The sequence below is a fragment of the Chryseobacterium sp. CS2K3 genome, assembly GCF_059515185.1.
The window spans coordinates 207,117-222,336 of the sequence record NZ_JCAKRW010000006.1; the positions used below are offsets into that span (position 1 = coordinate 207,117).

Here is a 15,220-nt window from a genome sequence, read left to right on the forward strand (position 1 = left end):
TTTAAAATAAATTCTTTCAACGGCTTTTTTAGGTCAACAATGTATCTATCATGAATAAATTCATTAAAAATATAATCGCTTTTTCATTAAAGAATAAAGCATTTACCTTTATCTGGGTGGCAATTTTAGCCATTGCCGGTTTTATAAGTTTCAAGAACATGCCCATTGAAGCTTTTCCGGATGTAACGAACACCCAGATTGTAATCATTACCCAATGGAATGGGCGTAGTGCAGAAGAAGTAGAACGTTTTGTTACTACCCCCATAGAATTGGCGATGAGCCCGGTTCAGAAGAAAACCAGCGTGAGGAGTACCACTATGTTTGGGCTTTCCATTGTGAAAATTCTGTTTGACGACGGGGTGGATGATACTTTTGCCAGAAATCAGGTCAATAACCAATTAAGAACCATTAGCCTTCCTGATGAGGTAGATCCTGAAGTACAGCCACCCTACGGGCCAACCGGAGAAATTTTCAGATATACGCTGGAAAGTAAAACAAAAGATTCCCGTAAGCTGCTTACCTTACAAAATTGGGTGATAGACCGGGCGTTAAGAGGTGTTCCGGGAGTCGCTGATATTAACGTTTTCGGTGGGCAGGATAAAGTATTTGAGTTAAGTATTGATCCAAGAGCATTGGATAAATACAATCTTACACCGCTACAGGTATATGATGCCGTTACGAAGAGCAACCTTAATGTAGGTGGAGATGTTATTGAAAAGAACGGACAGGCGTACGTGGTAAGAGGAATAGGTTTGGTAAAATCCGTTACAGATATTGGAAATATTACCATTCAGAATGATAGCGGAAATCCTGTTTTAGTTAAAAATGTAGCTGAAGTTCACGAAAGTTCCATGCCCAGAGTGGGGCAGGCAGCCCTGAATAATCATGACGATACCGTAGAAGGAATTGTTGTAATGAGAAAAGGAGAGAATCCAAGGGAAGTTTTGGTTGGCGTAAAAGCAAAAATCAAAGAGCTTAACGAGAAAGTCCTTCCGAAAGATGTAAAAATGGTGACTTTCTATGACAGGGATAACCTGATGGACTTTACCACTCACACGGTGATGCATAATCTTATTGAAGGAATTATATTAGTAACGGTAATCGTTTTGATCTTTATGGCAGATTGGAGAACAACTTTAATTGTTTCCATCATCATTCCTCTATCCTTATTATTTGCCTTTCTATGTTTAAAACTTGCCGGCATGAGCGCCAATCTCCTTTCCCTGGGAGCTGTAGACTTCGGGATTATCATTGACGGAGCCGTCGTCATGGTGGAAGGACTCTTTGTAATGCTAGACAATAAAGCACATAAATATGGAATGGAGAAATTCAATAAGCTGGCAAAAGGAGGCTGGATCAAGCAAACCGGAACCGGACTTGGAAAAGCCATCTTCTTTTCAAAGTTAATTATCATTACCTCTTTGATTCCAATCTTCTCATTTCAGAAAGTGGAAGGTAAAATGTTTTCGCCTCTGGCATTTACATTAGGATTTGCATTGATAGGAGCTTTAATATTCACTTTAACACTTGTTCCTGTACTTTCTCATCTCCTTTTAAATAAAAATGTGAAAGAAAAGAGCAATCCGTTTGTTAATTTTTGGGATAGAATTGTACTGAAAGGTTTCAATATTACATTCAAACACAAAAAAATGAGTATGATTGTTGCCATTTCATTTTTAGCCGTTACCTTATTCTCAGGAAAGTTTCTTGGAACAGAATTTTTACCACAGCTTAACGAAGGTTCCCTTTGGATCACAGCTGAAATGCCGATGAGCTCATCATTAAAAGAATCATTGAAGACAGCCAATCTTCTTAAGAAAGATATTATGAGTTTCTCAGAAGTAACCGATGTATTAGCACAAACGGGAAGAAGTAATGACGGAACAGACCCGAATGGATTCGGTTTTGTACAGTTTGCCGTGAATCTTAAACCAAGAGAAGATTGGAAACGAAAAATAACTTATGAAGAATTAATTAATGAGATAGATCATAAGCTTAGAAATTATCAGGGAATCACTTTCAACTATTCTCAGCCTATTTCTGATAACGTGGCAGAAGCTGTAGCAGGATTTAAAGCAGAAAACGGAATCAAAATATATGGTGATAATCTGGAAACCCTTGATAAACTGGCTCACGAGATGTTGGCAAAAATTAAAGATGTAGACGGGGTAAAAGATCCGGGCATCATTAAAAATATTGGTCAGCCAGAGGTAAGTGTAGTATTAGACAGAGATAAGATGGCTGCTTACGGAGTAATGCCTGCCGATGCACAAGCCGTTCTGGAAATGGCATTTGGAGGGAAAACCGCTTCAGAAATGTTTGATGGTGAAAGAAAATTCCCGATCCGTCTTCGTTATTCCGAAGAATACAGGAAAGATGAAAATGATATTGCCTCGCTGATGGTTCCTACTCAGGATGGAGCAAAAATTCCATTAAAAGAGATCAGTAATATCGTTAAAGATAACGGTGCGGCATTTATTTACAGGGATAATATCAAAAGATATATCGGAGTAAAATTCTCTATCCGTGACAGAGATTTGGGAAGTACTATTGCCGATGCACAAAAAAAAGTGGAAACTATTGAGCTTCCGGACGGCTATTCCGTAGGATGGACAGGGCAGTTTGAAAACCAGCAGCGTGCTTCACACAGATTGGCGCAAGTAGTTCCGGTGAGTATTCTGATGATATTTTTCCTGTTATTTATCCTTTTTGGGAATATGAAAGACTCACTTCTTGTATTAGCAAACGTTCCTTTCGCATTGATCGGAGGAATTATTGCGCTTCATGTCACAGGAATGAATTTCGGAATCTCTGCAGGAGTAGGAATGATCGCCCTTTTAGGAATTTGTATACAGAATGGGGTAATCCTTATTACAGAATTCCATCAGAATGTAAAAGATGGGATGGATATTGATACGGCAATTCTCAATGGGGTAAAATCAAGAACGAGACCAGTGATCATGACCGCTCTGATGGCATCTATCGGATTAATGCCGGCAGCTTTGTCTACAGGAATCGGTTCCGAATCTCAAAAGCCATTGGCAATTGTAATTATTGGAGGACTGATCACGGCAACAGTGCTTACTCTGCTTATTTTTCCAATTATTTTCTGGATCTTTAATAGAACCAGAAAGCTCCGTCATAGCTGATTTATCTTTCATTTATATAATAATTGAGCCTGGAATATTCTGTATTTCAGGCTTTTCTGTAAAACAGGCTGTAAAAGGTTCCAGAAAGATTTTTTCAATCCGGAAAAATGTGTAAATTTGCAGTCTCAATGCATCGAAATATAAGGTTTGTCCTTCATCGGATGAGAATATTGAAAGTTTTTTGAATAAAAAGTTTTTGGTATTTAAAAATTCATTATATTTGCACACCGAAAATTTGAAAAACAATAAATAAATAATTTTAAATCATGGCAAAGGAAACGTTTAATCGTAACAAACCACACTTGAACATTGGTACTATTGGTCACGTTGACCATGGTAAAACTACTCTTACAGCTGCTATTTCTGCTGTATTAGCTAGCAAAGGTCTTGCTGAGAAAAAAGACTTCTCTTCAATTGACTCTGCTCCAGAAGAAAAAGAAAGAGGGATCACTATCAATACTGCTCACATCGAGTATGAAACTGTAAAAAGACACTATGCTCACGTTGACTGTCCAGGTCACGCCGACTATGTTAAGAACATGGTAACTGGTGCTGCTCAGATGGATGGAGCTATCGTAGTATGTGCTGCAACTGATGGTCCAATGCCTCAAACTAGAGAACATATCCTACTTTGCCGTCAGGTAAACGTACCTAAGATCGTTGTTTTCATGAACAAAGTTGACATGGTGGATGATCCAGAATTGTTAGAGCTTGTTGAAATGGAACTTAGAGATCTATTAGCTACTTATGACTTTGATGGAGATAACTCTCCAGTAATCCAAGGTTCAGCTCTTGGAGCACTTACTGCAGCTACTAACGGTGACTCAGAAGATAAGTGGTTCAAAACTGTTGAAGCTCTTATGGATGCTGTTGATGAGTGGATCGACGAGCCAGTAAGAGATACTGATAAGCCATTCTTGATGCCAATCGAAGACGTATTCTCTATTACAGGTAGAGGTACTGTAGCAACTGGTAGAATCGAGGCTGGTGTAATCAACACTGGAGATCCAGTTGATATCGTTGGTATGGGTGAAGAAAAATTAACTTCTACTATTACAGGAGTTGAGATGTTCAGAAAAATCCTAGACAGAGGTGAAGCTGGTGATAACGTAGGTCTATTGTTGAGAGGTATTGAAAAAACTGACATCAAGAGAGGTATGGTAATCGCTAAGAAAGATTCTGTAAAGCCACACAAAAAATTCAAAGCATCTGTTTATATCCTTTCTAAAGAAGAAGGTGGACGTCACACTCCATTCCACAACAAGTACCGTCCTCAGTTCTACGTAAGAACTACTGACGTTACAGGTGAGATCTTCTTACCAGAAGGTGTAGAAATGGTAATGCCTGGTGATAACTTAGAGATCACTGTAGAATTGTTACAACCAATCGCTCTTAACGAGGGTCTTAGATTCGCGATCAGAGAAGGTGGTAGAACAGTTGGTTCAGGTCAGGTTACTGAAATCTTAGACTAATCATCTTAAAATAAATTAAGCTTCCGAAAGGAAACAATCGGAAGCTTTCTTAACTACGGGCATCGTCCAATGGTAGGATACCGGTCTCCAAAACCGTTGATCAGGGTTCGAATCCTTGTGCCCGTGCAAATATAAATTATGAGTTCATTTGTCGATTTTTTAAAAGGTTCTTATAACGAATTCAGACATAAAGTTGAATGGCCGAAATGGGCTGACCTTCAGTCGTCTACTATTGTAGTGACTATTGCGACAGTGATTCTGGCATTGTTTACATTTGGAGTTGATGAATTGTTTTCTAAATCAATCAGCAACATCATCGGTATGCTAATCAACTTGTTCAATTAATTAAAGTATTTTCCCAAAATGAGCGAATTGAAATGGTATGTGCTGAAAGCTATCAGCGGACAGGAAAATAAAGTGAAAAACTATATTGAGACAGAAATCAAACGTCTAGGGTTTGAACAGTACGTTACTCAAGTGGTTATTCCTATGGAAAAGGTTATCCAAATTAGAAACGGTAAAAAAGTTCCTAAAGAAAGACCTTACTATCCTGGATACTTAATGATTGAAGCTGAACTGATGGGAGAGATTCCTCACGTTATCAAAAACATCCCTGGTGTTATTTCTTTCTTAAGTTTAACAAAAGGTGGAGATCCTGTTCCAATGAGAAAATCAGAGGTTAACAGAATGCTTGGAAGAATGGATGAACTTTCAGAATTTGCAAGCGATGTTGAGATTCCATATGTAGTAGGTGAAAACGTAAAAGTGATCGATGGTCCTTTCAACGGATTCAATGGTACAGTTGAGAAAATTCTTGAAGATAAAAAGAAAATTGAAGTTTCTGTATTAATCTTCGGTAGAAAGACTCCAATGGAACTAAGCTATATGCAAGTAGAAAAAGTATAATCAATACTTATAAAATATAAAAGACTGCTATCTAAGCGGTCTTTTTTGTTTTTATAGAATAAGATGGAAATAAATTCTGATCTATATATCTATACTCTTTACACGCCCATTTCATTGCAATCTATGTCATTTCATCACCTAAGTTTATTATGATTTCTTTTAATTAAACTCCTCTCAATTTATCTATACTTTTTGTTGGAAACAGCATGTCTCCAATCGTAAAGGAAGATGATTCAAATATTTTACTTTAGGAAACTAAGGGATCAGGTGCAAAAGTTGTGGACTAAGTAAAAGTTTAGTTAATCTGAAGAAAAAACAAATTATCTTTTTACTCCTCTAAGCTTTATACTTAAATTTTCTATAAACGCAAAGACATGATGGAATTGATTATTGATAAGGGAGCTAAGAAAGTGACAAAAGTCGCTGATGAAGCGATGTAGATATGCGTACGCTTAGAAAGAATCAATGAAATTGATTCAAGCTTTGCTTCCTAAAATACAACACCAGATAATAGAAATCCTTTGCGTTAAATTTTAAAATTAAACTGATCTAATATTCTAAGCCCCACAACTTTTGCGCTATACAATATTATCCTCAGCTTTTGAGATCGTTGCAGATGTTACTTACATTCATATACATTTGGTTTAATAGATTAAGAAGTCTGTTTTTTGTGCAATAATTATTTATTATAAAAAAAGCAGGTGAGTTTTTATTTCTTTTTTTAATTTTTAATAAATTTTCGATTATTTTTTTGTTGAAAGTTTAAAAACTAAGCTAAAGTGTAGCGCTTCCACAAAGGGATAGCAGAAATTTATTAATCACGGGACAGAGATAAAGCAAGATTTTCCTTTGTTTATGGGCTTTTTTGGACATTCCTTTCCACTATATGGCATGCTTATTGCAACTTACTCGGTAATTAACCCATAAAACTTTCTATTTCTAACTTGGTACATTGCTCAGCATATGTATTGAAGACTCTTGCGTTTTTAAATTTAAACATGATGTTTTAATAGAAACGTTAAAATTAAACACACTACACAATGACAAAAATTATTTCGACTATTCTTTTAATGAGTACCGCAGTATTCATGAGTGCTCAAGTTGGCATAAATACCGCAAAACCAGAAAAAGAGCTTACGGTTAATGGTACAATGAAAACTTCAGGAATGGTTTTCAAAAAGCCAATGGAAAAACTCGGTGCTAGTGAAAACTATACTTTCATTATCAAATCTCCGGCACCTGAGAATAAAATTACAGCGTATAATGATTCATTCGTGCCTAATTCACCAGCTCCTATTAACATTATTCAGTTTAAAATTGCTTGTGATCCTGCAGATAAAGATTGGGTAAATCAATTTGATACTAAGATCAATTCCCAAAAGTTCCTTGTTGTAATTTCTTCATTTGGATTTACACAGCCTGTAAGAACTAATACAGCTAACTGGTTGACTCCGGTACCTCAGATATTTGCGTATGCTTCAGGAGGAACATGGAAACTGAAAGCCGATTATGAAGGCTTCTCTCCAACATCAACATTGCCTACCGGAGAATGGACTCTTAATTTATTGGTCTACGATAGATCATATGCCAAAGAAGTTAATTCTACTCAAGATATGAAAGCTTCTACGACAGGTGCTGCTGCAGCTCCTTTAATTCAATAAAAAACATAATATATAATGAAAAAAATTATCGCATTATTCTTTGTGGCTGCAGCTTCTTTAGGATTAAAAGCTCAGGTTGGAATTAATACCCCTAATCCCAAAGGAACTTTAGATGTTGAAGGAGAAACTTTGGTTGAATCTTATTTAGTGGATACTGAAAATACAACTGCAAAGGGAAATTATTTATTACTTACCCGTTCAAAAGATAGCTCACCGGTAGGAAAAGTTAAATTATTAGATATTACGCTTCGTAATGTAGCTCCGGTAAATGTGTATACCGTTGTTTTGAATAATGTAAAACAGGATGAAGTGATCAATCTGAATACAGGGCTGGATGCTGATAAATATGTTGTATCAATTACTGGTGCTGTTTTTTCAAATGCAGTTTCTGCAACTACTACTGCTACTTCAAGATTATACGGAGCTTACTCTACAGAAGTAACCAAAGTAGTGAAAAATGGAAAAAATTACCAGGCTATCAATTTAAGTTTTAAGGGATCTGGTACTGTGTCTTCACAAAACGGAACCTGGACAATTACTCTAAATGTTTTTGAAAAATCATTGGTTAAAGATTGGGGTACATTTAATGGTTCAGTTTCTGCACCTTCATTTTCGGGAGTATCAACTAATACGCCGCTAGGGCTTCAATAAAAATATGAGAAGAAAAATTTATATTACACTGATAATGGGGCTTGGTTTATTTTTAAATGCCCAGGTCGGAAAAGTAGGTATCAAGACAGATAAACCTGCAGAGACACTTGATGTAAACGGTAAAACATATACGAACTCTTTATACCTTAGAAATCCGGGTGAACCAACGATGACGGGAGGTAGCTTCTTGGCAACATCAGAAAATGGCTTACAATTATATGATCCGAATCTTGAAAGCAGTGGATTGTTTAATTATTTGAAATTAACATTAACTGGAGTATCGGGAGAAGGAATTACTGATTACGATACAAAAATTGATGCTAATAACTTCCTTGTTGTATTACATAACTATTCTTTCAAACTGAATAATGGTAATACCAATGTAATGCTTGATTATGGAGATAACGGAATCAATGATAATATGCAGGGATCTCCGGATGTCGTAGCATTCAAAAGTAATGGGACGTGGCATATCAAAGCTAAATTTACAGATAGCAGGATTATCGCCAATACTTCAACAGGTCCATCACGAACTTTTAACAACTTTACGGTTGATCTTTACCTGATGGCATATAAAAGGCTGATCACAAAGCATAATATTAACGATATTAATGCGGATCTTGGAGGTAATGATGGTTCTACACAGACCATTAATAAACCATCTGGTTTTTAAACAGAAAACACAAAACAAGTATAAAGAAAAAGCCGGGCTATTGAAAAATAGTCTGGTTTTTTTATGTGAACTATTTTATTAATTTGTAAGGTATATATCAATATTACTTGCTGTTTTGTCAAATGATTTTATACTTTTATATGGAATTTTATTGAAATGGGAAAACATATACCTTCTGCATTACTGTTTTTATTTTCTGTGGTATTCTGCTTCGGACAGGATAAGAAAGAATATGAACAATATATAAATACTGCCAATGAACTGAAATTCAAAGATTGGAAGAAGGCGGAATTCAATATACAGCAGGCAGGTAAGAAGGTATCAGAAAAAGATTTAGGAGATTTTTATATAGAAGTCGCTAAAATTTACAGCGATATCAATTACTTTGATCTTGCATTGGATTATTCTGCTAAAGCTCATCATCTGTTTTTGGATAAGGATGAGGAAAAAACTGCAAAAATAGACGCCATTTTCGCTTATACTTATTCCCAGCTTAATGATACCAAACGGGCAGTGACTTATTATAAAAAGCTTCTTACCTTTTATCAGAAACAAAAAAAACAAAAAGAAACTATCAAAGCATTCAATAATTTAGGAAATGCTTATCTGGTATTATCAAAACTTGACTCTTCAAGATATTATTTTGAAAAAGGGCTGTCTTCTTTTGAAACCTATAATGATCCCGTTTTAAAAGCATTTGTGTTTTCGAACTTTGGTAAGCTTAATTTTCTCGAAGGAAATAATATAAAAGCTGAAAACTATTTAGTTGAAGCTGCGAATATTCTTAAAGATAATCATATTGATGACAATAAATCGAACTATCAGGTTAATTATAACCTTGCCAATTTTTATATCGAAACCCAAAACCCAATTAAAGCTTTGTCTTATGCCCAAAATATTGGGAAATATGTTGTTGCAAGCACTGTGAGCTTTGATAATACAAATTATCTGAGAACTTTATATAAAGCATACCAATTAAATAAAGACTATAAACTTTCTACTGAAACCTTTACAAAATATGATTCTATTCGCGAGCTGTTGAATGTAGAAGAAAAAGCAGTGAATGTAGAACGATTAAAAGTGCAGCACGATTACGAACTCCAGAAAAGATTAGACAAGATAGAACAGGACAGAAGAAATATGCTGTATGTAGTGATGGTTATAATCCTTCTGTTAATTGTAATTATCAGCATTCTTTTGTTGATCAACTTCAGAAATAAAGCAGAAAAGCTTCGTCTGGAGAAAAAGCTGATTGAAAACAGAGAAAAACAGCTGGAAATAGATAATCAGATGAAAGAGAAAATGCTTGTCTATAAATCTATGGAGCAATCCAAGATCGAAGAAATATTTAAATCTCTTTTGGAGCAGATAAATATATTGAAATCTAAGCTCAAAGATAGTGAGATTGATGAAGTGTCAAAAATTATCAATGAAATTAAGCTGAACACGAAACATGATTCCTGGGGAGATTTTGAATATCATTTCCTGAATATCCATGAATCTTTTTATGAAAATTTGGATAGGAAACATCCGGGGCTTACCAATTATGATAAACGTCTGGCAGCGATGCTGAAACTTAAATTATCCACAAAAGAGATTTCTAATCTTTTAAATGTTACTCCCAAAACCATCGAGAACTCAAGGACACGCCTTAGAAAAAAAATGAACCTTACGAATACCAAAGAAGATCTTGCTCAATATTTGAATGAATTGTAATTGTTTTATTTATAGATTGTTATAATTTGGTAGGTGGTAATGATGTGGTATGTTTCTACTGATAAGTGGTAATTGTGTGTGGGATTTTGAATATGATTAAATGACATTGTATTCCTTTGTTCCCAATTTAAAACAATACCGCTATGAAAAAATTACTTACTCTTTTGATGGGTCTTTCAATAGGCTTTATGGTAAAAGCACAATGGAACTCTGCTCTTGATCAGAATCTCTTGGTAGCCTCTCCCAATGGTTCTTCCTTTGCAGCTAATACAAATGACGGGGAAACTTATATTGGATATTGGAAAAGTGTACCGGCTCCGGTAAACTTTGAGTTGTGGGTCCAGCTTTTGGATAGAAATGGAAATAAACAATTTGGTCCTGCAGGAATCAAAGTAAGTGATCAGATTCCGATGGGATCTTATACGGTGGTTGAAAAGACAGCAGTAGATGCTTCCAAGAATCTCTATATAGGTGTCACGGGCACAGGTACCGGAACACCGGGATATGTTTTCAAAATTACACCACAAGGTACTTCAGCATGGCCGAATGGGATTAGTTTGGGAGAAGCTTATTTACCAACTATTTTACCGTTATCAGGGGGTGATATAGCTGTAGCATATTTCCCGCCTAGCCAAAAATATACCAGAATACAAAGGTATAACCCTTCCGGACAGCCTATATGGGCAAGTCCTGCTCAGATTATTTCCGATGATAATAATAAAAATACTCTTCCGGCAGATTTATTTGAACTTCCCAATGAAGAATGTGAAATTATCTTTCATAAACAAATATCTTTTGGGACTACAAGCTATCTGTTTGCTCAGAAAATAGGTTTAAAAGATGGAGTGAAAATGTGGGACAGTGCAAAACAGATTGCTCCTAAAACTACAGCATACAACGCAAAGTATACCGGAGCTGTAGATGGAAATGTGGTGTATTACGGATACAGTACCGGAGAAAATTTGAGATTTGACGGATATCTTCAGAGAGTAAATACAGACGGTAGTCTTCCATGGGGACTTGCCGGAGTGGACTTTGATACCAATCAGACCTATTTCGAAAAGGATATGAAAATTGCTTTTAAGCCCGGATCAAAATATATATGGTCTATTGCAAACTATAGCTCTTCCTCACAAGGTGAAAATGGAGAATTTGTACAAAAATTTGATAAGATTACAGGAGCAAGGCTTTTAACAGATCAAGCTAAACAGGTTTTTCCGGTGAATGCTACTTCTATGTATCATTACAGTGATCTTCAACTGGTAGATGGAAACCCATATTTTATGGTACAGAAAAAAGAAGGAACTGCACTTAATGTTTCTCTTAATGCTGTATTACTGAATGATAATGGAAATTTTGCGTGGACGCAGCAATATCTTCCTGTAGCTACTTTTCAGGCATCTAAGGCATATACCACTGTTTTAAAACCTGTAAACGGACAAAGTGTGGTGGTGTTTCAGGAAAAAAAAGCTACAGACAATACTTTATCGGTATATGCACAAAATTTAGTATTCCCGGAAGGAACTATGGGAACTCATGATATTTCAACTGAAAAGCCTGTGATTAGATTATATCCAAATCCAGCTGTAAATTCTATTCATATAGAGGGAGTGAAAGATCAGACTTTTACTATTTATAATGTTACAGGACAATTGGTGAAATCAGGATCTATGGTACGTGGAGAAATAGAAGTAACCGATCTTATAAAGGGAGCTTATATTTTAAAAATAAAAGAAATTCAGGAAGGAATAAAATTTATTAAAAAATAATTCATCAATAGTAATAAGTTTGTATCAATTGAGAAAGAAGAACGGATAGAGGTTCTTCTTTTTCTTTATTATAAGTATAAGATTGTCTTCAATTTGATTTTCTTAATATTGAAGCTTATAATTCAATAATTTAAAAAATGATTTTTAGAAAAAAAACATAAAACTTTTTAAAAATCAGCGTTATCCGTTTGTAGTTTCAAAAATATTTTATACTTTTGCAGTCCAAAAAGTAGGCTTATCATAGGTGAGTAAGATAACCTGCTGAATAATAAATGCTTCCAAACTCATTAATTATTCAAATTTAAAAAACAAACAATGGCTAAGAAAGTCTTTAAAATGGTAAAGCTTCAGGTGAAAGGTGGCGCAGCTAACCCTTCTCCACCAGTAGGTCCGGCATTAGGTTCTGCAGGTGTGAACATCATGGAGTTTTGTAAGCAATTTAACGGAAGAACCCAAGATAAGCCAGGGCAAGTTTTACCTGTAGTAATTACAGTATACGAAGACAAATCTTTTGAATTCGTTATTAAAACTCCACCTGCAGCAATCCAATTAATGGATGCAGCTAAAGTCAAGGGAGGTTCTGGTGAACCAAACAGAAACAAAGTAGGTTCTGTAACTTGGGAACAAGTAAAGAAAATCGCTGAAGATAAAATGGCGGATCTTAACTGTTTCACAATGGACTCTGCAGTTTCTATGGTTGCAGGTACTGCTAGATCTATGGGATTAAGAGTAACAGGAGCTAAACCAACTTTTAACGCTTAAAACTATTTAGAAATGGCAAAATTGACTAAAAAGCAAAAGGAAGCTTTAAGCAAAGTAGAAAAAGGAAGAATCTATAACCTTGAAGAAGGTTCAGCTCTTGTAAAAGAAGTGAACACTACAAAGTTTGATGCTTCAGTAGATATCGCTGTAAGATTAGGAGTAGACCCTAGAAAAGCAAACCAAATGGTAAGAGGTGTTGTATCTCTTCCTCACGGTACTGGTAAAGATGTTAAAGTTTTGGCTTTAGTAACTCCAGATAAAGAAGCAGAAGCTAAAGCTGCTGGTGCTGATTATGTAGGTCTTGACGAATATTTACAAAAAATCAAAGAAGGTTGGACAGACGTTGACGTTATCGTTACTATGCCAGCTGTAATGGGTAAATTAGGTCCATTAGGTAGAGTTTTAGGTCCAAGAGGTCTAATGCCAAACCCTAAATCTGGAACTGTAACAATGGAAATCGGTAAAGCTGTTGCTGAAGTAAAAGCTGGTAAAATCGATTTCAAAGTAGACAAGTATGGTATCATCCATGCAGGTATTGGTAAAGTATCTTTCGATGCTGCTAAGATCAAAGAAAATGCTCAGGAACTTATCCAGACATTGATCAAAATGAAGCCAACTGCTGCTAAAGGTACTTATGTAAAAAGCATCTATTTGTCTTCTACAATGAGCCCAGGTATTGCAATTGATACTAAATCTGTTAACTAATATTAATTCCTTAAGACAATGACAAAAGACCAAAAAGTTGTAGCGATACAAGAGATCAAAGACTTGCTTCAGGATGCAAAAGTAGTATACGTAGCAGATCTAGAAGGTTTGAACGCTGGTAAATCTTCAGATTTCAGAAGACAGGCTTTCAAGCAAAATATTAAAGTTAAAGTTGTAAAAAATACACTTTTACAAAAAGCAATGGAACAAATTGAAGGAGTAGATTACTCTGAAATGTTCCCATCTTTCAAAGGAAACTCAGCATTAATGATTGCTGAAACAGCTAACGCTCCTGCGAAACTTATCCAAGGATTCAGAAAGAAAGAAGAAAAGCCAGCTTTAAAGTCTGCTTTTGTTCAAGAAACTTTCTACGTTGGTGACAACAACCTAGACATGTTGGCTAACATCAAGTCTAGAGAAGAAATGATCGGTGAAATCATCGGATTACTTCAGTCTCCAATCCAGAGAGTTGTTTCTGCTCTTCAAAACAAACCTGAAACTGTAGAAGCTAAAGCTGAAGAAGCTGCTCCTGCGGTAGAAGAAACTCCTGCTGAAGCTCCAGAAGCTGCTGCAGAAAGCACTGAAGAAACAAGTGCTGAATAATTTACACTCAAAAAATAATCAATAATCAACAAAAACATTACAACAATGTCAGATTTAAAAAATTTAGCTGAAACGCTAGTAAACCTAACTGTAAAAGACGTAAACGAATTAGCTGCTATCCTTAAGGATGAGTACGGAATTGAGCCAGCTGCTGCTGCTGTAGTAGTTGCAGGTGGAGCTGCAGGTGAAGCTGCTGAAGAAAAGACTGAATTCGATGTAATTCTTAAGTCTGCAGGTGCTTCTAAATTAGCTATCGTTAAATTAGTTAAAGATTTAACTGGTGCTGGTCTTAAAGAAGCTAAAGATATCGTAGACGGTGCTCCTGCTCCATTAAAGCAAGGTGTATCTAAAGACGAAGCTGAAGCTCTTAAGAAGCAATTAGAAGAAGCTGGTGCTGAAGTAGAATTGAAATAATTTCAATTTTATTATAAATATAAGAAGCCTGAGCAAATTACTCAGGCTTTTTTTGTTGCTAATTACCCCGATTTAGATTCAGATAAGATGCTTTTAGGTTTATTTGAAAGATATTCGAACCATTTGAATGGATTGGAAATCTTATCGTTTCATCAGTAAAAGAAGCTCGTTATAGTTTATTCTTAGTTGAAAAAATAAATTTCCTGTATGTACAGACTTATATGTTTAAAATTGTAAAAAAATCAACAGTTAAATCCTGTCAAGTTATTAACAAATAAAGGTAAACAATCCTATAACTATCTAAATATAAGAAGTCTAAATAAATTTTAGGCTTTTTATTGTTTTTAGAATTCTCTATTATGGGATATTTTAGTTAATGGTATTGATATATTATTACATTTTTTCATTAAATAAATATTTATGGATGATTATTATTTACTAATTAACATAATATTTTTGTAATTGTTGTTAATAATAATAAAAATTAACATATTTTTCTTATTAAAATATTGTTTTGATTGAAAAAATACTATATTTGTGATAAGAAAAAACACAACAAAAATGGAAAGAATTTATTTTTTTTCCTATAGCTTTCTGGTATTACTACAACTCTTACCGACTATAGGAAAGTTAAGTACTCAATTAGTGCCTGTTACCATTTATATTCCAGGACTGCAATACTCATTTACAAAAATCACTGATATACATTCATCTTTCGCTAATGATCTTTCATTAAACC

At 35.1% G+C, this 15,220-nt stretch carries 13 protein-coding genes and 1 tRNA gene; all 14 read left to right on the plus strand.

Annotated features, from left to right (window positions below; all coding sequences use genetic code 11):
- Nucleotides 1–50 precede the first annotated feature (50 nt).
- The 14 genes from AC5YGG_RS12500 to rplL all read left to right on the plus strand — a co-directional run bounded on the left by AC5YGG_RS12500 (nucleotide 51) and on the right by rplL (nucleotide 14,481).
- Complete coding sequence (locus AC5YGG_RS12500; protein WP_496144805.1) at nucleotides 51–3,149, plus strand: efflux RND transporter permease subunit; 3,099 nt, start codon at nucleotides 51–53, stop codon at nucleotides 3,147–3,149.
- A 266-nt stretch (nucleotides 3,150–3,415) separates the two neighbouring features.
- Nucleotides 3,416–4,621, plus strand: a complete 1,206-nt coding sequence (gene tuf / locus AC5YGG_RS12505) for an elongation factor Tu (protein ID WP_045501120.1) — start codon at nucleotides 3,416–3,418, stop codon at nucleotides 4,619–4,621.
- 55 nt (nucleotides 4,622–4,676) lie between these two features.
- Nucleotides 4,677–4,747: transfer RNA gene (locus tag AC5YGG_RS12510), tRNA-Trp, on the plus strand.
- Between the two features lie 12 nt (nucleotides 4,748–4,759).
- The gene (gene secE, locus AC5YGG_RS12515) at nucleotides 4,760–4,966 is read left to right on the plus strand and encodes a preprotein translocase subunit SecE (RefSeq protein WP_045501119.1); all 207 of its coding nucleotides are present in this window, start codon (nucleotides 4,760–4,762) and stop codon (nucleotides 4,964–4,966) included.
- Between the two features lie 18 nt (nucleotides 4,967–4,984).
- Nucleotides 4,985–5,527 (plus strand): transcription termination/antitermination protein NusG, encoded by a 543-nt coding sequence (gene nusG / locus AC5YGG_RS12520; RefSeq protein ID WP_065395256.1) that lies wholly within the window; start codon nucleotides 4,985–4,987, stop codon nucleotides 5,525–5,527.
- 1,040 nt (nucleotides 5,528–6,567) lie between these two features.
- Nucleotides 6,568–7,188 carry a hypothetical protein gene (locus AC5YGG_RS12525; RefSeq protein ID WP_496144806.1) on the plus strand — a complete coding sequence of 207 codons (621 nt, stop codon included), beginning with the start codon at nucleotides 6,568–6,570 and terminating at the stop codon, nucleotides 7,186–7,188.
- A 15-nt stretch (nucleotides 7,189–7,203) separates the two neighbouring features.
- Nucleotides 7,204–7,839, plus strand: coding sequence for a hypothetical protein (locus AC5YGG_RS12530; RefSeq protein WP_496144807.1), 636 nt, complete (start codon nucleotides 7,204–7,206; stop codon nucleotides 7,837–7,839).
- A 4-nt stretch (nucleotides 7,840–7,843) separates the two neighbouring features.
- A complete protein-coding gene (locus AC5YGG_RS12535; protein WP_496144808.1) occupies nucleotides 7,844–8,512 on the plus strand; it encodes a hypothetical protein in 669 nt (222 codons plus the stop codon).
- A gap of 156 nt (nucleotides 8,513–8,668) precedes the next feature.
- A complete protein-coding gene (locus AC5YGG_RS12540) occupies nucleotides 8,669–10,228 on the plus strand; it encodes a LuxR C-terminal-related transcriptional regulator (protein ID WP_496144809.1) in 1,560 nt (519 codons plus the stop codon).
- 143 nt (nucleotides 10,229–10,371) lie between these two features.
- The gene (locus AC5YGG_RS12545; RefSeq protein WP_496144810.1) at nucleotides 10,372–11,997 is read left to right on the plus strand and encodes a T9SS type A sorting domain-containing protein; all 1,626 of its coding nucleotides are present in this window, start codon (nucleotides 10,372–10,374) and stop codon (nucleotides 11,995–11,997) included.
- Nucleotides 11,998–12,312: 315 nt separating this feature from the next.
- Nucleotides 12,313–12,759, plus strand: coding sequence for a 50S ribosomal protein L11 (rplK, locus tag AC5YGG_RS12550; protein WP_496144811.1), 447 nt, complete (start codon nucleotides 12,313–12,315; stop codon nucleotides 12,757–12,759).
- A gap of 12 nt (nucleotides 12,760–12,771) precedes the next feature.
- Nucleotides 12,772–13,464: a 50S ribosomal protein L1 gene (gene rplA / locus AC5YGG_RS12555; protein WP_027375532.1), complete on the plus strand. Its 693-nt coding sequence runs from the start codon at nucleotides 12,772–12,774 to the stop codon at nucleotides 13,462–13,464.
- An 18-nt stretch (nucleotides 13,465–13,482) separates the two neighbouring features.
- Complete coding sequence (rplJ, locus tag AC5YGG_RS12560; RefSeq protein ID WP_496144812.1) at nucleotides 13,483–14,067, plus strand: 50S ribosomal protein L10; 585 nt, start codon at nucleotides 13,483–13,485, stop codon at nucleotides 14,065–14,067.
- Nucleotides 14,068–14,112: 45 nt separating this feature from the next.
- Nucleotides 14,113–14,481 carry a 50S ribosomal protein L7/L12 gene (gene rplL / locus AC5YGG_RS12565; RefSeq protein WP_066693827.1) on the plus strand — a complete coding sequence of 123 codons (369 nt, stop codon included), beginning with the start codon at nucleotides 14,113–14,115 and terminating at the stop codon, nucleotides 14,479–14,481.
- The last annotated feature ends 739 nt before the right edge of the window (nucleotides 14,482–15,220 follow it).

Coding starts and splice junctions, on each gene's coding strand:
- AC5YGG_RS12500 (WP_496144805.1), top strand. CDS start 51: ATGAATAAATTCATTAAAAATATAATCGCTTTTTCATTAAAGAATAAA.
- tuf (WP_045501120.1), top strand. CDS start 3,416: ATGGCAAAGGAAACGTTTAATCGTAACAAACCACACTTGAACATTGGT.
- secE (WP_045501119.1), top strand. CDS start 4,760: ATGAGTTCATTTGTCGATTTTTTAAAAGGTTCTTATAACGAATTCAGA.
- nusG (WP_065395256.1), top strand. CDS start 4,985: ATGAGCGAATTGAAATGGTATGTGCTGAAAGCTATCAGCGGACAGGAA.
- AC5YGG_RS12525 (WP_496144806.1), top strand. CDS start 6,568: ATGACAAAAATTATTTCGACTATTCTTTTAATGAGTACCGCAGTATTC.
- AC5YGG_RS12530 (WP_496144807.1), top strand. CDS start 7,204: ATGAAAAAAATTATCGCATTATTCTTTGTGGCTGCAGCTTCTTTAGGA.
- AC5YGG_RS12535 (WP_496144808.1), top strand. CDS start 7,844: ATGAGAAGAAAAATTTATATTACACTGATAATGGGGCTTGGTTTATTT.
- AC5YGG_RS12540 (WP_496144809.1), top strand. CDS start 8,669: ATGGGAAAACATATACCTTCTGCATTACTGTTTTTATTTTCTGTGGTA.
- AC5YGG_RS12545 (WP_496144810.1), top strand. CDS start 10,372: ATGAAAAAATTACTTACTCTTTTGATGGGTCTTTCAATAGGCTTTATG.
- rplK (WP_496144811.1), top strand. CDS start 12,313: ATGGCTAAGAAAGTCTTTAAAATGGTAAAGCTTCAGGTGAAAGGTGGC.
- rplA (WP_027375532.1), top strand. CDS start 12,772: ATGGCAAAATTGACTAAAAAGCAAAAGGAAGCTTTAAGCAAAGTAGAA.
- rplJ (WP_496144812.1), top strand. CDS start 13,483: ATGACAAAAGACCAAAAAGTTGTAGCGATACAAGAGATCAAAGACTTG.
- rplL (WP_066693827.1), top strand. CDS start 14,113: ATGTCAGATTTAAAAAATTTAGCTGAAACGCTAGTAAACCTAACTGTA.